This window comes from Streptomyces sp. NPDC088194, assembly GCF_040702025.1.
Taxonomy (GTDB): Bacteria; Actinomycetota; Actinomycetes; order Streptomycetales; family Streptomycetaceae; genus Actinacidiphila.
Map to the genome: position 1 here is coordinate 1 of NZ_JBFBIV010000081.1, position 21,553 is coordinate 21,553.

Here is a 21,553-nt window from a genome sequence, read left to right on the forward strand (position 1 = left end):
GGAGGCAACTCCCCGCGGTGCGCGGCCTTTCGGTCAGCTGGCGCCGGCGGTCCCGCTCAGCTCCTCGGACCAGTAGCTGCCGGTGGGCAGCGTGTCCCAGGGGTTGGGCAGGTCGTCGGGGGTGGCGTAGAGGTAGCCGGCGTTGCGCTGCTTGCTCAGCGAGACGGTGGTGTCGAGGTCGGCCTGGGTGGGGGTGGCGTAGACCAGGTGCCAGAACTTGCCGGGGTCGGTGGCGTTCAGCTCCCAGGCGGGCGGGGTCCAGGAGGCGTAGGTGGCGTAGCTGCCCTCGAACATCACCAGGATGTCGGCGGCCGAGGAGTAGCACTGGTCGGCGGGTGCGCCGGGGTTGTCGACGGTGAGGGCGCCGGGGTGCGCCTGCTTGGTGGTGGTGTTGATCCCCGAGTAGAGGTTCACGTGCGCGTTGTTGGTGCCGCAGTCGTTCAGGGCGTCGTCGAAGAAGATCCCGGCCAGGCCCGAGGAGCCGTACCAGGAGTACCAGTTCGCGACGTCCGCCTGGATCTGCGCGGTCCAGGCGGCGACGGTGGTCTGCCCGTCGCGGGTGGTGCGGCCGGTGGTGCCGAAGTAGCCGGTGTCCACGTAGCCGATCACCTTGGTGCCGGAATTGGTGGCCGACCGTACGGCCTGGGCGTAGCCGCTGTCGGCGGCGCTGCCGGGGCCGTTGGAGGGGTTGGCGACGGCGATGCCGACGCCGGGTCCTGCCTGGTCGATCTGGTTCCAGTAGCCGGCGCCGGCCGCGTCCGAGGGGTTGAAGTAGGCGGGTACGGCGACGTGTTGGACGCCGGCGGCGGCGTTCGCCGGGGCGCCCGCCGTGCCCAGCGCGGTGAGCGCGAGCGCGGTGGCGGCCGCGGTGAGCACGGCCGCCCGTGCCCGCCCGGCGGTCCGGCCGGAGCCGGCCGCCGGGCGGTGGGAGGTCGATCGGTGGGTCGATCGGTGGGAGGAGAACACGTGTGCCCCTTTCACGGTGGGGGGTGGGGTGGCGGAGCGGGCCGGTCAGCCCTTGACTCCGGTGTGCGCGATGCCCTGCACGAACTGCCGTTGCAGGAAGGCGAACACCACGATGACCGGCAGCGACGCGAGCAAAGAGCCGGCCATCAGCACGGGGTAGTCGGTCTGGAACTGGCCCTGGAGGGAGGCGAGTCCGGCCGAGAGGGTCATCTTGTCGGGGTCGGTGTTCACCACCAGCGGCCAGAACAGGTCGTTCCAGCTCCACAGCAGGGCGAGGACGCCGAGCGCGACCAGACCGGGGCGCACCAGCGGCAGCATCACCGACCAGTAGATCCGAAACGGCCCGGCGCCGTCGATCCGCGCGGCCTCCTCCAACTCCCTGGGCAGCGCCAGGAACGACTGCCGCAGCAGGAAGACGCCGAACGCGCTGAACATGCCGGGCAGGATCAGCGCCTGGAGGCTGTTGAGCCAGCCGAGGTCGGACATGATCTGGTACTGCGGGATGATGAACAGCTGCGGCGGCACCATCAGCACCGACAGGAACAGCCCGAACAGCACGCCGCGGCCGGGGAAGCGCAGCCGTGCGAAGGCGTAGGCGGCCATCGGGCACAGCACGACCTGGCCGAGGGTGCGGCCCAGCGCCATCAGCAGCGTGTTGAGGAACTGGTGGCCGAACGGCAGCAGGTCGAAGACCTTGCGGTAGTTCGACCACTGGCTGCCGGGCAGCGGCGACGGCGGCACATGGGTGGCGTCGGTGAGCGACTTCAGCGAGGTGACGGCCTCCCACACGAACGGCCCGACCATCACCAGCGAGGCGGCGATCAGCACGGTGTGGACGCCGAAGTGCGAACCCGTGCGCCGGGAACGGGCCTCAGCCATAGTGCACCCACCTTTTCTGCATGCGGAACTGAAGGGCCGTCAGGGCGATGATGACCAGCAGCAGCACCATGACGATCGCGGCCGCGTAGCCGCGGTCGTTGGTGACGAACGCCCGGTCGTAGAAGAGCTGCACGACGGTCTCCAGGCGCGGGAAGGCGGGGTTGGCGCGGGCGGCGTCGCCGGAGCCGGCCATCACGTAGACAAGGTCGAACAGTTGCAGCGACCCGATCACCGAGATCACCGACACGAAGAACGCGGTGGGCGACAGCAGCGGGATGGTGACCGAGAAGAACTGCCGTACAGGGCCCGCGCCGTCGATCTCCGCGGCCTCGTAGTACTCCTTCGGGATGGCCTGCATGCCGGCGAGGAAGATCACCAGGTTGTAGCCGATGCTGCTCCACACGCCGACCGCGACCAGCGCGTACAGCGCCACCCGCGGGTCGGCGATCCAGTTGGGGCCGTCGACGCCGACCAGCGAGAGCAGGTAGTTCACCAGCCCGTAGTCGCCGTTGTAGAGCCACCGCCAGACCATGGCGATGGCCACCGGCATGGTGACCACCGGCAGGAAGAACAGCGTGCGGTAGACGCCGATGCCGCGCAGGCCGGGCCGGTTGAGCAGGGCGGCGAAGACGATCGCCAGCGGGATGGAGACCAGTCCGAGCCCGGTGTACGCAAGGGTGTTGACCATCGCCTGGCCGAACTCGTGGTCGTGCAGCATCCGGTGGTAGTTGTCCAGGCCGCTCCAGGTGTGGCCGCCGAAGGCGCCCCAGGCGGTGAAGGAGAAGTACGCGGTCTGCACGACCGGCCACAGGTAGAACACCGCGAGGCCGAGGCCGATCGGGGCGATGAACGCGTATCCCCACAGCGCCTCGACGACCCGGTCGCGGCGCGGGCGGCGGCGGGCCAGGCCCGGGCGGCGGCCGTCGGGCGGCGGCGGCTCGGTGCGGGCGGCGCCCGGGGTGGAGGTGATCGTCATGTCACTCCTTGGCGAGCGAGGCGTTCATCGCCGCGGCGAGTTCCTTGGCCGCCTTGTCGAGCGACTCGTCGCCGTTCCACACCTTGGTCAGGTAGGTCAGCTCCTCCTCGTTCCAGGCCGCGGTGTCCTTGGAGACGGGGAAGGGCACGGCGTACGGGAGTTCGTCCAGGAACGTCTGGAGCTTGAACTGCGGGTGCGCGGCGATCCAGGCGCCCTGGGTGCCGTTGTAGGCGGGCATGGTGCCCTTGGCGCCGAAGATGTCCGCGGCCTGCTTGGAGCCGAGGAACTTCACGAACTGCCATGCCTGGTCGGCGTGGTGGGTCCTGGCCGAGACGACGTTGGCGACACCGTGGATGACGGTGGCCTGCTTGACGCCCTTGGGCAGCGGGGCGACGTCCACGTGCGTCTTGGTGTAGCTGTTGCCGCCGAACTCCGTCGCGTCCCACGAACCGCCCCAGTACATGGCGATCTTGCCGGCCTCGAAGAGCTGGAGCGGCGCGGTGTCGGTCATCGTCTTGAGGTCGGGCGACTCCTTCTTCGCGATCAGGTCGGTCCAGAAGCGCAGGCCCTCGATCGTCTTCGGGTCGTCGTAGCCGGACTTCTTGCCGTCGGCGGAGATGACGTGGCCGCCGGCCTGGGCGATGGTGTTGTACTGGTACTCCTGGAAGCTGGTCAGCTCCGCGTCGGTGCCGTACTGGCCCTTGCTGCTGTCGGTCAGCTTCGCGGCGGCCTGCTGGAAGTCGCTCCAGGTCCAACCGGCCTTGGGGTAGGGCACCTTGGCGGCGTCGAAGAGCGACTTGTTGTACCAGACGCCGACGGTGTCCATGTCCTTCGGCAGGCCGTAGTGCTTGCCCTGGTAGGTGTAGAGGTCCACCAGCTGCTTCGGGTAGGCCGACAGCGGCACCTTGTCCTTGGCGATGTCGTCGTCCAGCGGGCGGATCACGCCGTTGGACGCGTACAGCTGGAAGTTGGGGCCGTTCATCCAGAACACGTCAGGAGCGGAACCGCCGGTCGCCGCGGCCTTCAGCTTGGTCCAGTAGTCGGCCCACGGGGTCAGCTCGACCTTGATCGAGATGTTCGGGTGGGTCTTGGTGAACGCCTTCCCGAGCTGCTCCATCGCCGACTTCTGGGTGGCGTCCCACACCCCGTAGGACAGCGTGACCTTGCCGTCGGAGGACGCCGAACCACTTCCGCCCGACGAGCAGGCAGAGGCGGCCAGGACCACCCCCAACGCCATCGCAGGCCACCGCACCGAGTTCCGCATCCCATGTCCTCCCGACAGTCGAGAAGCCCTCCGCGCCGACCGGCCAGCAAGGGCATCGAGTTCGCCTAATCATGGAGTCCAGGGAAATTAAGTCAATACCCGGGGCGGTTACGAAGTTGTTGCCGCCGCGTGCCGGCCCTCCTCGCGCGCCGTGTTCCGGGCCTGCCGCGCGCCGCGCGGGCACGGCTACGGGCGGCGTCGCGGAAGCGTTTCCGCCACCCGGCGCCGCACCGTACCACCAGGTCAGCGGCCCCCGTCGCCCCGGCCGCCGCCGACCCGACCCGCCCCGCCCGGCCCCCGCGCGAAGCGCTCGGGACCGCCGAGGTCGGCGCTCTCCCGCAGTTCGCGGTCCACGTGGTCGAGCGCGAGGCGCAGCGCGCCCAGCGCCACTCCCTCGTCGCCGAACTCCGACACCCGCACCTCGGGCGTGCGGATGCACCAGCGGTCCAGCTCGCGCCGCAGCGGCTCGGCGATCAGGTCGGCGGATCGTGAGAACCCGCCCCCGATCACCACGAGTTCGGGGTCCAGGGTCAGCACCAGGGCCGCCGCGCCGACGGCGACGTCGCGGACGTAGCGGCGTACCACCGCCGCCGCCTTGCGGTCGCCGGCCCGCGCGGCCTCGAAGACCGCCTCCGCCGCCGCGTCCATGTCGCCCGCGGGCTCGGCGGCCGGCCAGGACTTCAGGTGCTCCTGGGCCCTGATCCACCCCGACGCCGGCAGCGCGCCGATCTCGCCCGCGGCGTTGCCGAAGCCGCGGTGCAGCTTGCCGTCGATGATCAGGCCCGCGCCCGTGCGCAGGCCCGCCAGGATGAGCACCACGTCCTTGGCGTAGCGGGCCGCGCCGCGCCAGGACTCGGCGAGCGCCGCGAGCTTGCTGTCGTTCTCCACCAGGACCGGGCCGCCCACCCGCCGGCCCAGGTGCCCGGCCACGTCCACCCCGGTCCACTCCGGCAGCGCCTCGGAGAGCATCACCCGGCCCGCGCCGTCCACCAGCCCGGTGGTGGCCGCGCCCACCGCCCAGATCCCGTCGGCGGCCACCCCCGCCCCGGCCAGCGCGTCGGCCACCGCGCGGTCCAGGGCCGCCAGCCGCTGCTTGCGGCCCATCGCGGGCGCGACGGCGATCCGGCCGCTGTGCAGCACCGTGCCGTCCAGGTCCGCGACCAGGGCGAGGATCTTGTGGCCGCCGATGTCCACGCCCAGCACGCGGCCGGCGTCGGCCCGGAACCGGTACCGGCGGGCCGGCCGGCCCACGGCGCCGGCCGCGGCCGGCACGTCGGCCAGCCAGCCGCGCTCCAGCAGTTCGCGGACCACGTCCTCGGTGGAGGCCCGGGACAGCCCGGTCCGGCGGGAGATTTCGGTCAGCGTCAGCCCCGGCTCCTCGCGCAACACGCCGATCAGCGCGAGCGAGTTGAGCCGCCGGAGCTGGGACAGGTCGCCGCCCGGCGCAGCGTCGGTCACCAGGCCCCCTTGAGATCGGTTGCCACACACCTAATAATGAGGGACTCCTTCGTAAGTACGGGAAAGGACCCCATGCCTCGGGTGACTCTAGCTCTCGTCGGCGCCGGGCTGCGCGGCCTGTCGTACGCGCGCCGTGCCCATGACACCGGCGAGGGCCGGGTGGTGGCGGTGGCCGAGCCCGATCCCGGGCGACGTGCCGCCGCGGCGCGCGAGTTCGCGGTCCCGGCCGACCGCGTGTACACCGACTGGACCGAACTGGCCGCGGCCGGACCGCTCGCCGACGCCGCCATCGTGGCCACCCAGGACCGGCAGCACAGCGGCCCCACCGTGGCACTGGCCGACCAGGGCTACCACATCCTGCTGGAGAAGCCGATGGCCACCGAGGAGGCCGAGGCCGAGGTGATCACGGCGGCGGCCGAGCGCAACAAGATCATGCTGGCCGTCTGCCACGTGCTGCGCTACACCCCCTACACCCGTGCGCTCAAGGGGATGCTGGACGACGGGACGATCGGCCGGCTGGTGAGCGTGCAGCACCTGGAGCCGGTCGGCTGGTGGCACCAGGCGCACTCCTTCGTCCGCGGCAACTGGCGGAACTCCGGCACCTCCGCGCCGATGCTGCTCACCAAGTCCTGCCACGACATCGACTGGCTGCTGCACCTGTTCGGCCGGGCGCCGCGGCGGGTCGGCTCCTTCGGCAGCCTGACCCACTTCCGTGCCGAGGACGCCCCGGAGGACGCCGCCGAGCGGTGCCTGGACTGCCCGCTGGAGTCCACCTGCCCGTACTCCGCGAAGCGGCTGTACCTGGGCTGCCTCGCCGACGCGGACAGCCGGTTCTGGCCGCTGTCGGCGGTCACCGACGACCACACCGAGGCCGGGGTGCTGGCGGCGCTGCGCACCGGGCCGTACGGCCGCTGCGTGTACGCCTGCGACAACGACGTGGTGGACCACCAGGTGGTGTCGATGGAGTTCGACGACGGCGCCACCTGCTCGTTCACGATGAGCGCGTTCACGCCGATGGAGCACCGCAGGACCCGGCTGATGGGCACCCGCGGCTTCCTCGACGGCGACGGCCGGAGCATCCGCCGGGTGGACTTCCTCACCGGCGCGGACGAGACGGTCGAGGTCGGGGCCGAGGCGGGCGCGTCCGCCGCCGACGGGCACGGCGGCGGCGACGAGGCGCTGATGGACGCCTTCCTCGCGGCCGTCGCGACCGGCGACGCGGAGCTGCTGCGGTCCGACGCCGCCACCAGCCTGGCCGGCCACCGCGTGGTGTGGGCGGCGGAGCGGGCCCGGATCAGCGGCACCGTGGTCGACGTGGCGCCGTAGCCCCCGCGGGCCCGTTCGCCCGGTCCGCCGCCCGCCGAGGTCACTCCTTGGTGGCGCCGGCCAGCATCCCCGAGACCAGGGTGCGCTGGGAGAACAGGAAGAGCACGAGCACCGGAAGGATGGCGACGATGATCGCCAGCGCCAGCTCCGGGATGGTGATGTTCAGCCCGGCACCGGCGACCGGGTTGAACGACGGTGTGGAGGTGAGCAGTTGGTTGAGCCCCACCTGGATCGGGAACTGGTCGCTGCTGGGCAGTACCAGGTACGGCAGGAAGAAGTTGTTCCAGTTGCCGACGAAGCTGAAGAACGCCACCAGGCCGACCACCGGCTTGGCCAGCGGCAGCGCGATCCGGGAGAACAGCTGCCACTCCGAGCAGCCGTCGATCCGGGCGGCGGACAGCAGGTCGCGCGGCAGGCTGGTGGCGAAGTAGATGTACACCAGGTACACGCCGAACGGGTAGAACGAGAAGGGCAGGATCACCGACCAGATGGTGCCGATCAGGTGGAAGCGGTTCAGCTCCAGGAAGATCGGCAGCACCAGCGTCGCCGACGGCATGATCATCGTCACCAGGGTGGCGAGGAGCAGCGTCTTGCGGCCGCGGAAGCGGGTCAGCGCCAGCGCGTAGCCGGCCGGCAGGCTGGTGAGCAGGGTGAGCACCAGCGAACCGAGCGAGTAGACCGCGGAGTTGCGCAGCCACACCAGCAGCACGTGGTCCTGGAAGTCGTACAGGTGCCGCCAGGCGGCGCCGACCTGGTGCAGCGAGCCGAACGAGAGCGGGTTGTCGTGGGTGATCTGGCCGGCGGTCTTGGTCGGGGCCAGCAGCAGCCACACCACCGGCAGCACGAAGAAGACCAGCAGCGCGGCGAGCAGCACACCGATGACCAGGACCGAGACGGCCCGCGAGGGCGCGGTGCGCCATCCGGCGGCGCGCGGGGCGGGGGCGGGGGCGGACCGCCGCGCGGCGCCCCTGGTGGCGTGTGTCGTGGCGGGTGTCGCCACGTCCGTCGTGGCTTCTGTCATGGCGTCATTTCTCTTCCGAGGTGAACATGTTCGTCCGGGCCACCAGCACGCCGGCGCAGAGCAGGCCGAGGGCGAGCAGGAAGACCGAGATGGCCGCGGCGCCGTTGAAGTCGCCCTTCTGGAAGGCGTAGACGTAGGCGAGCTGGTTCGGCGACCAGGTGGGGCTGACCCGGCCGAGGCTGGCGGTCTGCAGCAGCTGCGGCTCGACGAACAGCTGGGTGCCGCCGGCGAAGGCGAGGATCGTCATGTAGGCGATCCACTGCCGGATCATCGGGATCTGGATGTGCCAGGCGATCCGCCAGGGCCCGGCGCCGTCCATCCGGGCGGCCTCCAGCACCTCGTCGGAGATGTTGTTCAGGGCCCCGTACATCACCACCATCCAGCCGCCGGCGCCGGTCCAGAAGGCGATCAGCAGGAAGATCACCGGCAGGTTGCCGGGGGCGAGCACGGCCGCGAAGCTGCCCAGGCCGAGGGATTTCAGCAGCCAGGAGACCGGGCTGACGTCGGGGTCGAGCATGAACAGCCAGACCAGCACGCTCGCCACGCCGGCCAGGGCGCCCGGGATGTAGTACAGGAAGCGCAGCAGCGCGGACAGGCCGGGGCGGACCCGGCTGCGCAGCACCACCGCGGTCAGCACGGTGAGCACCACCAGGACGGCCAGCCACAGCACGAGGTAGACCAGCACGTGGGTGAAGGCGGGGCCGAAGCGGTAGTCGCGGGCGACCTTGGTGAACTGGTTGATGCCGGTGAACTGGCCCGCGTCGTTGGTGAACGCGAGGTAGAAGGCGTAACAGGTGGGGAAGACGCCGAAGGCGAGCAGCAGCAGCGTGTAGCCGGCGACGAAGAGCCGGCCGGCGGCCCCGCCGGTCCGCCGGCGCGGCGCGGGGCCGCGTCGGCGGACCGGAGCGGTGACGCGCCGGGTGTCCAGCAGCGTCATCCGGTGGTCACCTGGTATCCGTCGCTCTTCGCCTCGTTGCTGATGGCGCTCTGCCAGGCGGGCAGCGTGGCGGTGAGGGACTTGCCCGCGGTCAGCGCCGGCAGGACCACGCTGGACCAGGCGGTGGCGTCGGAGAACCTGGTGTTCGACCAACCGGTCCATACCTCGTTCGCGGCCTGCTGGAACGGCGCGCTGACGTCGGCGGCGAAGTAGTCGCGGTTGGCGGGGTTGGCCAGCCACGCGGTGGCCGCCTTGGTGTAGGCGGGATAGGTCGGGGCGGACGCCTGGTTCTCGTCGGACGTGGTCAGCCAGGTGGCGAGGTCGGTGGACGCCTTGAGGTTCTTGCTGTGTCCGGAGACCATCCACACCCCGCCGCCGACGTTGCCGGTGGCCGCGGTGGTCTCCCCCGGCCAGGTCAGCGGCGCCGCGGCGGCCATCTGCTTGGCGGGGGTGTGGAAGGCGGTCTTGAACAGGTACTGGCCGTACCAGGACGGCCCGTACGCCATCAGCACCTTGGACCCGCTGTCCTTGGCGAAGCCCTGGCTGAAGAAGCCCTGGGTGCTGACCGCCTTGGCGGAGATCAGCTTGTCGAGCAGGGTGGACATCCGGGTGCACTTCGGGTCCTTCAGGTCCACCCGCAGGGTGTCGGGCTTCACCAGGTCGAAGGCCGGGCACTGGCTGGACCAGAGGTAGGACTCCTGGGAGTTGGTGTCGCCGACCGAGCCGACGAGGTAGCCGGGGTGCTCCTTGGCGACCTTCTCGCCGAGCGCCTCGTACTGCGCCCAGGTGGTGGGGACGGTGTAACCCCACTTGTCCATCAGGGACTTGTTGTACCAGAGCACGACCTGGGCGATGTCGTTGCGCAGGCAGTAGGTGTGCCCGTCGAACTGGCAGGGCGCCAGCGACCCCTTCGCGAAGCCGTCCAGGGTGCTCGCGGGCACCAGATTCTGGTCCAGCGGGGCGGCGAAGGGGATGGCGCCGGGCTTGGTGGGGGCCGACGCCCAGGTGACGTCGGTCGGCGAGCCGAAGACGACGTCAGGCCAGCCACTGCCGGTACGGTCGAACAGCTCGACCTTCGTCTGCAGGTAACTGGAGCCGTCGGCGCCGCCGTCGTACGTGACGATCTTCATCTTCACGTCCGGGTGGGCCTTCTGGTACGCCTGCACGGACGGCAGGCGGGTGGCGTCGGCCCACACCGTGATCGGGGAGCCGGCCTTCTGCGTGGCCGGTGTGAACGCCGCGTGCCCGGCGGCCGTGCCGGCGTCCTTGGTGGTGTCGGCGCTGGCGCCGCATCCGGCCACCAGGGCGGTGGCCGCTGCCAGGGCGACCGCGGCGACGGCGGTGCGTACCGCCGACCGGCGCGGGGTGGTTCTCGCGGAACCGGAAGACAGCGTCGTCTTCATCGTGGTGCCTTTCTTGCTGCGGGTGAGGGTGGTGCCAGGAGTGCTGGTGGAGTCAGGAGCGCTGGTGGTGTCACGAGCGCTGGTGGTGCCGCTGCCGGCGGGGCGGTCAGCGGGGCTGCTCGACGAAGCGGGTGAGCGCGCTGCCGTAGCCGAAGTCGAGCGGGAGGGCGATGCCGGGCCCGGTGGGGGCGTGCACCAGTCCCTGGTCGTCCACGTGGCGTTCCCGTACGACCTGCGTGGCGGTCACCAGGGACTCGTAGTAGGTGGTGTTGGAAATGGCCATGCACAGGTGGTGGTTGGGGATGTCGGAGCCGTGCACCTCCGCGCGCAGCCGGAAGGCGTCGGCGAGGTGCGCGGTGCGCATCGCGCCGGTGATGCCGCCGCGCAGGGTGGTGCCGGCCCGCACCCCGAAGGTGGCGGCGCCGGCCCGGATGAAGTCGGCGGAGTTCATGTGGGCGCCGTCGGAGGTCTCCGCGACGAGCAGCGGTACGTCGACGCACTCGGCGAGCTGCCGGTACGCGCTGACGCTGAACTCGCGCATCGGCTCCTCGTACCAGAGGTAGTCGGCCTCGGCGAGGGCCCTGCCGAGGCGGATGGCGTCGGGCAGGTCGAAGCCCGCCGAGCCGTCGTACATCAGGGGGACGTCCGGGCCGACGTGGGCGCGCAGTGCCTGGCACAGCGCGGCGTCCCGGCGGGCGTCGCCCCAGGCGTGCAGCTTGATGCCGCGGTAGCCCAGCGCCAGGCACTGGTCGGCGACGTCGAGGAACTCCCGGGTCGTGTCGAAGGTGGAGGTGGAGGCGTAGGCAGGGATGGACTCGCGGAAGCCGCCGAGCAGTTGCCACACGGGCTGCCCGCTGACCCGGCCGGCCAGGTCCCACAGTGCGGTGTCGATCAATCCGAGGGTGGGCAGCGGCAGTTCGTGGATGCGGTCGAGCTCCCACACCCGGTGCCACAGCCATTCACGGCGGAAGGGGTCGGCGCCGAGCAGTTCCTCCCGGAAGACCCGGTCCACCAGGTCCGTGAGCGTGGTGGCGGCACCCGGCCGGGCGAAGAGCGCCACGCCCTCGGCGCCTTCGTCGGTGCCGATGTGCAGGACCGCCCCGTCGCCGACCGGCGCGCTGCCGCTGAGGCCGTGCCGCCAGGAGAAGGGCGGGTCCGCCGCCGGAACGTCGATCCGGTGGACTTCGACATGAGTGATCTTCATCCGTGCGTGTGTCGTTTCTGTGAGAGGGCGCCGGTGAGAGGGGAGGGCGCCGTGGTCCGTGCGGCCGGAGCGGGCGGGCGCCCTAGGGTCGGCCGTAGACCTGGAGTTCGTAGATGCTGCCGCCGTTGTAGTTCGAGCCGGTGACGGTGAGCCGGACGTAGCGGCCGCGGGTGGGGGTGGCGGCGGGCGAGTAGGCGGTCTGCTGGGTGGTGGCGGTGGCGGTGTGGTCGTCGAGGGTGGTCCAGTCGCTGCCGTCCGCGGAGACCTCGACGCGGTACTGGTAGCCGTTCGCCTTCTCGAAGGTGGTGATGGCGCCGGTCACGTCGTACTGCGCGCCGAGGTCCACCTCGATCCAGGACGGGTCGGGCAGCCCGAGGCCCTGCGCCCACCGGGTGGACAGGTCGCCGTCGACGGCCAGTTCGGGGGTGTTCGGGTCGGAGAAGGAGCTGACGGTGACCGGCCGGTGCAGGGCGAGGTCGCCGCCGGCGGGCATCGTGACGGTCAGCGGCTTGCCGGGCGCCGACTCGTTGCCGGCCGCGTCGCGGGCGGTGACGGTGAAGGTGTACGTGGCGCCGGCGGTGAGGCCGGCGAGGCGTACCGAGGTGCCCGTGGAGGCGCTGACGACGGTGCCGCCCTGCCGGATCGCGTAGCCGGTGACGCCGGTGTCGTCGGTGGCGGCCGGCCAGGTCAGGTCGGCGACGGTCGGGAAGTCGGTGACCGCGGCGGGCCGGCCGGGGGCGGTGGGCGCGGTGTGGTCGGTGACGGCCGGACCGGGGTCGAGGTGCCGGTAGGCCGGTTGCAGGCCGGCGTTGTCCACGATGGAGGCAGGCAGTTGCTCGCAGGAGTCCACCGTCGTGTTGCCGGTGATCGTGTCGCCGGTGCTGTTGGCCTGGGTGTTCATCGCCGGCTGGGAGGTGAAGTTGCGCTCCGCGGTGATGTCCATGCCGTGGTTGAGGAAGAGCCACTGGAAGGCCACGTCGCACAGGGCGTTGTCCGTGGTGTGCCAGTAACGGCTGCCCTCGTCCTGGTAGATGGCGCCGTAGGCGGTGGGCGTGGTGCCGTTGATGTAGTTCCCGGAGACCACGCCGCCAGGGTCGGCGCTGAGGGTGTAGATGGCGCCGCCGTCGGCCTGCGACTTCATGATGTCGCTGATCACGTTGTCGGTGACGACGGTGTCGCGGCTGGTGGTGGGGGTGTCCCAGATCGGAACGCCGGAGTTTCCGGGGTAGTTGGTGTCCCCGCCCGGGTCGGTCAGGCCCCAGCCCCAGCCGACGGAGATGCCGCTGTAGGGAAGGTCGTAGACCTTGTTGTGGGTGATCACGGTGTGGTCGGTGTAGCCGGCGAAGATCCCGAGCGAACCGCCGTACTGGTCCGCGACGTTGGTGACCACGTTGTTGTCGACCGTGTTGTCCTTGGTGATGTCGCGCGGGTCGGTGGGATGGGCGTCGACCACCTCGACACCGCCGACCTGGATGCCGGTGCCGGCGATCTCCTTGAAGACGTTGCCGGTGACGTCGGTGCCCTGGGTACCGGTGTTGAGGTTGAGGCCGACCGCGCCGAGGCGGGTGAACGTGTCGCCCTGGAAGCCGATCCGGTGGCCGTGGCTGACGTTGACCGCACCGGGGGTCTTCACCCACTTCAGGCGGGTGGAGTCGAAGTCGGGGTTGTCGTCACCGGTGATACGGAAGCCCGCCTGGCCCTCGACCAGGCCGTCGTCCGAACTCGGCGCCAGCCAGGTGGAGTCGGCGAAGGTGATGCCCTGGAAGGAGACGTCGCTCACCGGGTGGGCGGCGGTCCCGTTCAGGTCGACCAGGTCCTGCACGCGCGGCACCGTCACGTCGGCGGTCTTCAGGTCCTGGCCGGGCTTGGGCAGGTAGTAGAGCTCGCCCTGGCTCTTGTCGAGGTACCACTCGCCGGGCGTGTCCAGCAGTTCGCGGGCGTTCTCCAGCCAGGTGGGGTTCTGGATCTCCTCGCCCTGGTGCAGGTTGGCGTTGTGGAAGCAGGGCTGCTGGACGGTCATGGTGGTGCCCGAGATGGACTGCACGGGGCAGCGCATGAGCATCCAGCCCCAGCGGCTGACGACCTCCATGTCCGACTGGTTCTTGTACGCGTCCAGAGCGGTGTCGGTGATGGTGTAGCCGGTCGCGGTCTTGGTGAAGCCGGCCGGGTTGTCGGCGCTGCGGGCGCGCGTCTCCAACTCGCCGTCCACGTAGAGCTGGCGGGTGTCGATGTCGCCGACGTGCGCCTTGTACACGTGGTGGGCGGGGTCGGCGAGGGTCCAGCCGGTGACCTGGCTGCCGCCGCTGATCACGGGGTGGGCGCCGGGCGCGGCCTCGTAGATGATGCGGTGGCCGTTGCTGCCGGAGTCCTGCGGGGTGAGGGCGAAGGTCTTCGACAGGCGGTAGGTGCCGGAGGCCAGTTCGACGTGGATGTCGCCGCGCATGTCGTGGTTGACAGTGCGCACGTAGTCACGGGCGTGTTCGAGGGTACGGAAGGGGTGCGCGGCGCTGCCGGAGCCGGTGTCCCGGCCGGTGTCCGGGGAGACGTGGACGGTGAGGGGCGGCGGCTGGGGGGCGGAGCCGGCGGGTGCGGCCAGCGCCTGGCCCGAGGTGAAGGGGAGCGCGGCGGCGGCGAGCGCGAGCACGGCGAGGGCGCCCCTTCGCACGGGAGTGCGAAGGCGTGGTGACGGTGGGGCTGCGGGTATGGACACGGGTATCCAATCGCCTGGCGGTGGGGAGGGGTTGGTCGAGGGACCCGGTGGGTGCCGGGCCTGATGGCATGGGGCGGCTCGGTCCGCGCGGAGGGGCGGGACGGGAGCGACGCGGGGGACGGCGCGCGGATGCGGTGGCGGGCGCGCGGATGTGCGTGCCGGGCAGGCGAGTTCGGTGGCGGGCGCGCGGATGCGGTGGCGGGGCGCGCGAGTTCGAAAGCGGGCGCGCGAAAGGAGGAGCGGGCGCGCGGGTCGAGGCGGGGTCGGTACGGGGCGGGGTGGGGACGGGGCGGGGTGGGGACGCGGGGGCGGAACGGGTTGGACAGGTGGCGGGGCGAACAGACGGTGCGGGTTGAACGGGTGGTGCGGTCGGTGCGGGTCGTACGGGCTAGGAGGCGGACGACCGAGGTGAGGGGGGTGCGGCCTCGTCGCCCTTGGACCCGCCGCCGGCCGCGGTGGTGCCGCGGTTGCCGGCCAGGTCGAAGACCCGGTCGCGGATCTTGCGCTCGAACTGGTGCTGGGTGGTGGCGATGTGCTCGGCCATCAGGTCGGCGGCGCCTTCGGGTTCGCCCGCGGCGATGGCCTCGGCGATGGCGACGTGCTGGCGTCCGGCGACCTCCAGCGAGCCGGGCACGTCGCCGTGGAAGAGCAGCACGTCCGACTGCGCGGCGAACCGCCGGACGCTTCCGACACCGGCCCGCAGGAAGACGTTGTGCGCGGCGATCCCGATCGCGTCGTGGAAGTCCGCGTCCGCACGGGCGAAGGCGTCCGAGTCCGCCGCGCGACCGGCGACGAGCGAGCTCTCCGCTCCTTCCCGGATGGCCCGGACCTCGATGGGTGTGGCCTGGGCCGCGGCCCGCCGGGCGGTCTCCGACTCGATCAGCGTGCGGTAGTCCAGCAGCATCAGGACGTGTTCCATGCTGGTCGGCTGGAAGTGCGCGAGCTGGTCGTCGACCGGCCCGCCCGGCGACTCGGCCACGAAGATGCCGGCGCCGCGCCGTACGCTCAGCCGCCCGATCGCGGCCAGCACCTTGACCGCCTCCCGGGTCACGTTGCGGGTCGCGCCCAGGATCTCGGCGAGCCCCTGCTCCGTGGGCAACCGGTCGCCCGGCCGCAGCCCCTGGTCGGCGATGTAGCTCAGCACCTGGTCGGCGACGAGTTCATAGCCCGGCCGGTAACGGCCACCCGCCGCGTCACCGTCGCCGGTCGGGGGCAGGGCACCACGTTCGCCAGACACCGGGCGACCTCCTCGTCGATTAATCACGTTCATTTGCGCCGTCACTATGGCATCCACGTTACGGGAAGGGAAGGCCTCGGATCATTTTCCCGTCAACTCCCGGGCTGTATGGGTGCAAATCGCATCACACTCTCCCAGCCACTCCGGTCGGCTTCGGAGGATTGCCGGACCGAGACGGGATGCATAGGGTTCTTCCCGATCGATGAAGCAGATCTGTGCCGTCATCGCGCCACCGGGCGCGGCGGCCGGACGGGAGGACCGACACCATGCGGCGATTCGCCACCGTGATCAGGCTGCGGCCGGAGAAAGAGTCGGAGTACCGGAGCCTGCACGCCGACGTCTGGCCCGGCGTGCAGGCCGCCCTCAAGCGGGCCCACATCGGCAACTACTCGATCTTCCTGCGCGACGGCCTGCTCTTCAGCTACTTGGAGTACACCGGCGCCGACTACGCCGCGGACACCGCGGCCATCGCCGCCGACCCCGTCACCCGACGGTGGTGGGAGCTGACCGACCCGTGCCAGCGGCCCCTGGACAGCGCCGCCCCGGGCGAGTGGTGGGTGCCGGCGGAGGAGGTCTTCCACCTCGACTGACCCGGGTCCCCGACGACAGCCCGGGCCCCCGACGACGACCATCCGCGGGGAGCCCGGGAAATGAATCAGATCAATCCGTCCGCCCGGTGCGACCGTTCACGGCCGCAGCAGGGACCGGGCTGCGGCGTCCTCGCCTGCCTCCAGCAGGTTCGCGGCGGCGCCGACGACCAGCGGGTCCGGCTCGCCGACCACCTCGTCGTCGCGGTCGGTGTACGGGAAGCGGGCCAGCACGCTGCGCATCGCCTCGACCCGGGCCCGCTTCTTGTCGTTGCTCTTCACCACCGTCCAGGGCGCGTACGCGGTGTCCGTCTCGTGGAACATCGCGACCTTCGCGGCGGTGTACTGGTCCCAGCGGTCCAGCGAGGCCAGGTCCATCGGGCTGAGCTTCCACTGCCGCACCGGATCGACCTGGCGGATGGTGAAGCGGGTGCGCTGCTCGTTGCGGGAGACGGAGAACCAGAACTTCACCAGCTGGATGCCGTCGTCCACGAGCATCCGCTCGAACGCGGGCGCCTGCCGCATGAAGCGGTGGTACTCGTCGTCGGTGCAGAAGCCCATCACCCGCTCCACGCCCGCCCGGTTGTACCAGGAGCGGTCGAACAGCACGATCTCGCCGGCGGTGGGCAGGTGCGCGACGTACCGCTGGAAGTACCACTGGCCGCTCTCGCGCTCGCTGGGCTTCTCCAGCGCGACCACCCGGGCGCCGCGTGGGTTGAGGTGCTCGATGAACCGCTTGATGGTGCCGCCCTTGCCGGCGGCGTCGCGCCCCTCGAAGAGGATGACGATGCGCTGCCCGGTCTCCTTCACCCAGCGCTGGAGCTTCAGCAGCTCGATCTGCTGGAGCCGCTTGTGCCGCTCGTACTCCGGCCGCTCCATCCGCTGACCGTACGGGTAGTTCTCCCGCCAGGTGTCGACGGTGCTGCCGTCCGCGCGGACCAGCACCGGGTCGTCCTGGTCGGTGTAGTCGACCGTCATACCGGCGAGCAGGTCACCGGTGCCGGAGCTGGTGTGCCGCACCGTCTCACCCGTCCTTCCGTCCACGTCCGCCGCCCGCGCGGGGCGGGCGGCACCATCCTGGGCCGTACGTCGTCGATCCGCCAGGGCCACCGGGCCCGCCGGTCGACGGGTCCACCGGTCCGACAGTCCGATCGTCCGCTAGTGGAACTGCGGGATGATCAGGTAGAGGCCGTAGAGGACCGCGCACGCGCAGACCACGAAGCAGGCGCCCGCGCTGATGGCCTGCGCGGTGCCCTCGCCGCCGGACGCGCGGTGCTGGTCGCGGGCGGCGAGCGCCCACACGCCGAGCGCGAAGAGCACCACGACGCCGACGGTGGCGCCGAAGCTCACCACGGCGACCTCCACCAGCGAACCCCATTTCACGTGCATGTCGCCGTCCTCTCGCCGTCGCTTCCCCGCTGCCGCCGCGGCTCCCGGGCCCGTCCCTGTCCCCGCCACCGTCCCCGCCACCGTCCGCGTTCCGGTCCCGGCGGCATCCGCCCGGACCGCGCGCGGCCGTTCACACCCCGACTCGGGCGCCCGCGGCGGGCGGGGCCGGGGTGGCGTGGCCGTCGTTGACGTTCTTCGCGTCGACCGGGTGGCGGCGGGACAGCACCACGATGACGCCCGCCACGGCGACGGCCGCCAGCGCGATCAGTACGGTGCCGAGGGTGCCGCCGTGCACCACCGCGCTCGCCGCCACCGCGCCGACGGCCGCGGCGGCCGGCAGCGTCACCAGCCAGGCCAGCGCCATCTGGCCCGCGGTGCCCCAGCGCACCTCGGCGAGCCGGCGACCGACGCCCGCGCCGAGGATGCCGCCGGAGCAGACCTGGGTGGTGGACAGCGCGAAGCCGAGGTTGGCGGAGGTCAGGATCACCGCGGTCGACGCGGACTCCGCGGCGAAGCCCTGCGGCGACTCGATGTCCACCAGGCCCTTGCCCATGGTGCGGATGATCCGCCAGCCGCCGATGTACGTACCGGCCGCGATGGACACCCCCGCGGTGAGGATCACCCACACCGGCGGGCCCGAGCCCGCGCCGAGGGCGCCGCAGGAGATCAGCGCGAGCGTGATGACGCCCATGGTCTTCTGCGCGTCGTTGGTGCCGTGGGCCAGCGACACCAGGGAGGCGGAGGCGATCTGCCCGATCCGGAAGCCCTTGGAGACCCGGTCGGCCGAGGCGCGCCGGGTGATCCGGTAGGCGAAGTACGTCGCGGCCAGCGCCGCCAGCCCCGCCACGAGCGGCGAGGCGACCGCGGGTATCAGGATCTTCTCGACCACCTGGTCGAAGTTGACCCCTTTCCGTCCGGCGCCCACCCACACCGCTCCGATCAGCCCGCCGAACAGCGCGTGCGAGGAACTGGACGGCAGACCCAGCAGCCAGGTCACGAGGTTCCACACGATCGCCCCGACCAGCCCGGCGAAGATCATGCCCGGGGTGACGAGCTTGTCGTTGACGATGCCGCCGGAGATGGTCCGCGCCACCTCGGTCGACACGAACGCCCCGACGAGATTGAGCACCCCGCTGATCAGCACCGCGACCTTCGGGCGCAGCGCACCCGTGGCGATCGACGTCGCCATGGCGTTCGCGGTGTCGTGGAAGCCATTGGTGAAGTCGAAGGCCAGCGCCGTGACGATGACCATTGCCACAAGAAAGGTGATGTGGTCCACGTCACCAGGAGAGCATCACTTGGCGTACTCAGCGAGACATGGACGTGAAGGTACGGTACGCACGGGAAACGAGTGTGGTTCGACCCCCTCGGGGCACCCGGCCAGGCACCACGTCTGCTCCCCCGCCCCTCCGTTCCCGCCGGCAGCTGACGGCCGCCGTGCGGGCCGGGCTCACCCGGGGACTCGCGTACCGGGCGGTGTGCCGGGAGTGCGGCGGCACCACACGTCGTCGGTCGCGGCCAGCAGTTCCGCGATCCGTTCGGGCGGCGGCAGCGGGCCGTGGTCGGCGGTCACCGCGAGCGCGGCGCCGGCCGTGAGGTGGCCCAGGCGCAGCGCGCGGGTGAGCGGCTCGCCGCGGTGCAGGCCGGCGAGGAACCCGGCCGCGAAGGCGTCGCCCGCGCCGACCGGTTCCACCACGCGCACCGCGCGGGCGGGCACCGTGTACCCGGTCGCGCCGTCGAAGGCGGTCGCCGCGCGGGCACCGTCCTTGACGACGAGCAGCCGCGGGCCGGGCAGCAGCGCGCGGACGTCGGCGGGCGCGGCGATCCGCGGGCCCCACAGCGCCTGCGCCTCGTCCAGCCCGACCAGCACCAGGTCGGCGCGGTCGGCCAGGTCGCGCAGCACGTCCGGGGCCTGTCCCGGGCGCCACAGCGCGGGCCGGAAGTTGACGTCGAAGCTCACCGGGTGCGGGCCGTCCAGCGCGTGCCGGACCAGGTCGTGGCAGGACGCCGACAGGGCGGGCGTGATCCCGGTCAGGTGCAGCAGCGCCGCGTCCCGCACCGCCGGGTCGGCGAGCAGCCCGGGGCCGAGGGCCGAGGCCGCCGAACCGCGCCGGTAGTAGTGCACGCGGGTGCCGTCCGGGCCCGGGTCCTTGACCATCAGGCCGGTCGGCCGCGCCGGATCGCTGCGGACCCCCCGCACGTCCACCCCGCACGCCGCCACCTGCGCGCGGACCCGGGCGCCGAGCGGGTCGGCGCCCACCGCGGACACCCACCGCGCCGGCACGCCGTGCTCGGCCAGGTACATCGCCGTGTTCGACTCCGCCCCGGCGACCGCCACGCGCACCGTCTCCGCCTCGGCGAGCCCCGCGCCCGGCTCCGGCACGAACGCGGCCATCGTCTCCCCGACACACACGATCGGGCCGCCCCCGTACGGAAAGGGCGCCGCGGGTGCGCCGCCGCTCATGCCGCGACCGCCGCACGGAAGGCGCGGGCGCGCAGCCGCAGGTCGGCAACGGAGCCGCCGTGGGGTGCGTCGCCGAGCAGCGGGGTGCCGATGCCGACGGCGGTGGCGCCGGCCGCGAGGTAGGCGCGGGCCGCTTCCTCGTCCACGCCGCCGACCGGCACGAACGGGGCGGCGGGGAAGGGTCCGCGCAGCGCGCGCAGGTACCCGGGGCCGCCGGCCTGGGCGGCGGGGAAGATCTTGAGCGCCGTGGCGCCCATCGCCTGGGCGGCGATGACGTCGGTCGGCGTCATCACCCCGGCCAGCACCGGCATGCCCAGGTCACGCGCGGTCACCGCGCCCGCCCCGAGCCCCGGCGTGACCACGAAGTCCGCCCCGGCCAGGTGCGCGGCGCGGGCGTCGGCCGCGGTCAGTACGGTGCCCGCGCCCAGCGGCGCGCCCGGCCCGAGCGCGGTACGGGCCTGCGCGATCACGTCCAGGGCGTCTTCCCCGCTGAGCGAGACCTCGACCAGGGTGACGCCCTCCTCCACGAGGGCCAGTACGGAGCGCAGCGCGGCGCGCGGGTCGTCGCCGCGCACGATCGCGACGAGGCGGTGGGTGTGCAACGCGGTGAGCAGGTCCACCTGCGGTGTCCTTTCGGTGGTGGGGTGGGGTGCGATGGCGACGGGTCGGCGGCGGGTCGGCGGCGGGTCGGCGGCGGGTCGGCGGCGGGAGGTGCCGGTACGCCCTGGGCCCGGTCGCGGTGGGCGCCGGAGCCGGGCCCCGCGAAGGGCCCGCGAGGGGCCCGCGCCGGATCGCGCGGGCCGGGTCGTTCAGGCCGCGGTGACGGTGAGCCGCCAGCGCACCTCGCCCGAGGGCGGTACGACCGCCGCGTCGCCCTCCCCCGCCGCGGCGAGGTCGAAGACGCGGCCGAGCATCGGCTCCACCCCGATCGAGCGGTAGGGCGCGCCGGCGGGGAAGCCGCGCAGGTTCCGCCAGACGGCGACGGACACCGGTTGCCCGCCGTCCGCTTCGAGGGTGAACCGCAGCGTGTCCGGGCCGTCGTGCACGGATGCCCGCGCGGCGAGCGCGATCGCGCCGAACGCGGTGCCGTCGTCGGGGCCGAGCCGGTCGAAGGGGATGTCGCGGGTGGCGGGGATGTCGCGGGTGGTGGCGCCACCCGCGGCGGTCGTGGGTCCGGCGCTCTCCGCCGCCCCGGCGGCCGTGCTCCGCGCGTGCGGCCAGGTGAAGGGGGTCCACGCCGTGCCGCCGTCCTCGTAGAGCCGTGCCGGGGTGGCGGCGGGCAGGTCGAGGCGGGCGGCGGGCGAGACCGCGAGCAGCGCGTGGGCCGCCCACAGGAAGCGGTGGCCGGGGGCGGCGGTGAGCCGGTAGTCGGCGACAGCCCGGCCGGGCAGGTGCCGGATGCGCCTGCTCAGCCGGAAGTCGGGGCAGTGCACGGTGTGCGTGCCGTCGCCATAGCCGTCGCCATCGCCATCTGCGTCGCCATCGGCGTCACCGTCGTCGGTCCACCGGCGGGTCCAGGCGTCGCCGTGGTCGGGGGTGCCCCGCACCGTCGGCACGCACTCCTCGACGCCGCCCGCGTCGGCGAACGGGTCGCCGGGCGCGGCGCCGGGGCGGCGCGGCTCGTCGCGGTGCCAGAGCCACTCCCGGTCACCGGCCCGCAGGGAGGTCCAACGGCCGCCGTGCGCGGGGTCGGTGACGACGACGACGTCGGACGGCACGCCGCTGGCCACGC

The 21,553-nt window shown here is 72.2% G+C and carries 19 protein-coding genes; 2 read left to right on the forward strand and 17 right to left on the reverse strand.

What is annotated here, in order from left to right; genetic code table 11:
• Positions 1-33 precede the first annotated feature (33 nt).
• The 5 genes from AB0399_RS31880 to AB0399_RS31900 form a co-directional block, all read right to left on the reverse strand.
• Positions 34-966 (reverse strand): spherulation-specific family 4 protein, encoded by a 933-nt coding sequence (locus AB0399_RS31880; protein ID WP_366413680.1) that lies wholly within the window; start codon positions 964-966, stop codon positions 34-36.
• Between the two features lie 45 nt (positions 967-1,011).
• Positions 1,012-1,845, reverse strand: coding sequence for a carbohydrate ABC transporter permease (locus AB0399_RS31885; RefSeq protein WP_328473148.1), 834 nt, complete (start codon positions 1,843-1,845; stop codon positions 1,012-1,014).
• Positions 1,838-2,821, reverse strand: a complete 984-nt coding sequence (locus tag AB0399_RS31890) for a sugar ABC transporter permease (RefSeq protein ID WP_366413681.1) — start codon at positions 2,819-2,821, stop codon at positions 1,838-1,840. Before AB0399_RS31890 ends, AB0399_RS31885 begins: the two co-directional genes overlap by 8 nt.
• A gap of 1 nt (position 2,822) precedes the next feature.
• On the reverse strand, positions 2,823-4,058 hold the full coding sequence (locus AB0399_RS31895; protein WP_366413682.1) for a sugar ABC transporter substrate-binding protein: 1,236 nt from the start codon (positions 4,056-4,058) through the stop codon (positions 2,823-2,825).
• Between the two features lie 270 nt (positions 4,059-4,328).
• Positions 4,329-5,543: an ROK family transcriptional regulator gene (locus AB0399_RS31900; RefSeq protein ID WP_366413683.1), complete on the reverse strand. Its 1,215-nt coding sequence runs from the start codon at positions 5,541-5,543 to the stop codon at positions 4,329-4,331.
• Between the two features lie 72 nt (positions 5,544-5,615).
• Here AB0399_RS31900 and AB0399_RS31905 point away from each other — a divergent pair, with 72 nt between their 5' ends.
• On the forward strand, positions 5,616-6,869 hold the full coding sequence (locus AB0399_RS31905) for a Gfo/Idh/MocA family oxidoreductase (RefSeq protein ID WP_366413684.1): 1,254 nt from the start codon (positions 5,616-5,618) through the stop codon (positions 6,867-6,869).
• Positions 6,870-6,909: 40 nt separating this feature from the next.
• On the opposite strand, the gene AB0399_RS31910 is transcribed toward AB0399_RS31905, so the two are convergent.
• From AB0399_RS31910 to AB0399_RS31935, 6 genes are all read right to left on the reverse strand, one after another.
• Positions 6,910-7,890 carry a carbohydrate ABC transporter permease gene (locus tag AB0399_RS31910; RefSeq protein WP_366413685.1) on the reverse strand — a complete coding sequence of 327 codons (981 nt, stop codon included), beginning with the start codon at positions 7,888-7,890 and terminating at the stop codon, positions 6,910-6,912.
• A 4-nt stretch (positions 7,891-7,894) separates the two neighbouring features.
• The gene (locus AB0399_RS31915; protein ID WP_329361613.1) at positions 7,895-8,827 is read right to left on the reverse strand and encodes a sugar ABC transporter permease; all 933 of its coding nucleotides are present in this window, start codon (positions 8,825-8,827) and stop codon (positions 7,895-7,897) included.
• A complete protein-coding gene (locus AB0399_RS31920; RefSeq protein WP_366413686.1) occupies positions 8,824-10,230 on the reverse strand; it encodes an extracellular solute-binding protein in 1,407 nt (468 codons plus the stop codon). The genes AB0399_RS31915 and AB0399_RS31920 overlap by 4 nt, the downstream gene beginning before the upstream one ends.
• A gap of 106 nt (positions 10,231-10,336) precedes the next feature.
• Positions 10,337-11,434 (reverse strand): enolase C-terminal domain-like protein, encoded by a 1,098-nt coding sequence (locus AB0399_RS31925; protein ID WP_329361617.1) that lies wholly within the window; start codon positions 11,432-11,434, stop codon positions 10,337-10,339.
• Between the two features lie 82 nt (positions 11,435-11,516).
• Positions 11,517-13,877 (reverse strand): discoidin domain-containing protein, encoded by a 2,361-nt coding sequence (locus AB0399_RS31930; protein WP_366413700.1) that lies wholly within the window; start codon positions 13,875-13,877, stop codon positions 11,517-11,519.
• Positions 13,878-14,532: 655 nt separating this feature from the next.
• Positions 14,533-15,381, reverse strand: coding sequence for an FCD domain-containing protein (locus tag AB0399_RS31935; protein ID WP_366413687.1), 849 nt, complete (start codon positions 15,379-15,381; stop codon positions 14,533-14,535).
• A 266-nt stretch (positions 15,382-15,647) separates the two neighbouring features.
• Between AB0399_RS31935 and AB0399_RS31940 the strand changes: the two genes are divergently transcribed.
• Positions 15,648-15,971: an L-rhamnose mutarotase gene (locus AB0399_RS31940; RefSeq protein WP_366413688.1), complete on the forward strand. Its 324-nt coding sequence runs from the start codon at positions 15,648-15,650 to the stop codon at positions 15,969-15,971.
• Positions 15,972-16,067: 96 nt separating this feature from the next.
• Here the strand turns inward: AB0399_RS31940 and ppk2 are convergent, their stop codons facing one another.
• The 6 genes from ppk2 to AB0399_RS31970 all read right to left on the reverse strand — a co-directional run bounded on the left by ppk2 (position 16,068) and on the right by AB0399_RS31970 (position 21,551).
• Positions 16,068-16,946, reverse strand: coding sequence for a polyphosphate kinase 2 (gene ppk2 / locus AB0399_RS31945; protein ID WP_366413701.1), 879 nt, complete (start codon positions 16,944-16,946; stop codon positions 16,068-16,070).
• Between the two features lie 180 nt (positions 16,947-17,126).
• Positions 17,127-17,357 (reverse strand): hypothetical protein, encoded by a 231-nt coding sequence (locus AB0399_RS31950; protein ID WP_329361623.1) that lies wholly within the window; start codon positions 17,355-17,357, stop codon positions 17,127-17,129.
• Positions 17,358-17,487: 130 nt separating this feature from the next.
• On the reverse strand, positions 17,488-18,636 hold the full coding sequence (locus AB0399_RS31955; protein ID WP_366413689.1) for an inorganic phosphate transporter: 1,149 nt from the start codon (positions 18,634-18,636) through the stop codon (positions 17,488-17,490).
• 171 nt (positions 18,637-18,807) lie between these two features.
• Positions 18,808-19,821 (reverse strand): sugar kinase, encoded by a 1,014-nt coding sequence (locus AB0399_RS31960; protein ID WP_366413690.1) that lies wholly within the window; start codon positions 19,819-19,821, stop codon positions 18,808-18,810.
• Positions 19,818-20,441: a bifunctional 4-hydroxy-2-oxoglutarate aldolase/2-dehydro-3-deoxy-phosphogluconate aldolase gene (locus AB0399_RS31965; RefSeq protein ID WP_366413691.1), complete on the reverse strand. Its 624-nt coding sequence runs from the start codon at positions 20,439-20,441 to the stop codon at positions 19,818-19,820. Before AB0399_RS31965 ends, AB0399_RS31960 begins: the two co-directional genes overlap by 4 nt.
• Before the next feature lie 189 nt (positions 20,442-20,630).
• The gene (locus tag AB0399_RS31970; protein ID WP_366413692.1) at positions 20,631-21,551 is read right to left on the reverse strand and encodes a hypothetical protein; all 921 of its coding nucleotides are present in this window, start codon (positions 21,549-21,551) and stop codon (positions 20,631-20,633) included.
• Between the last annotated feature and the right edge of the window lie 2 nt (positions 21,552-21,553).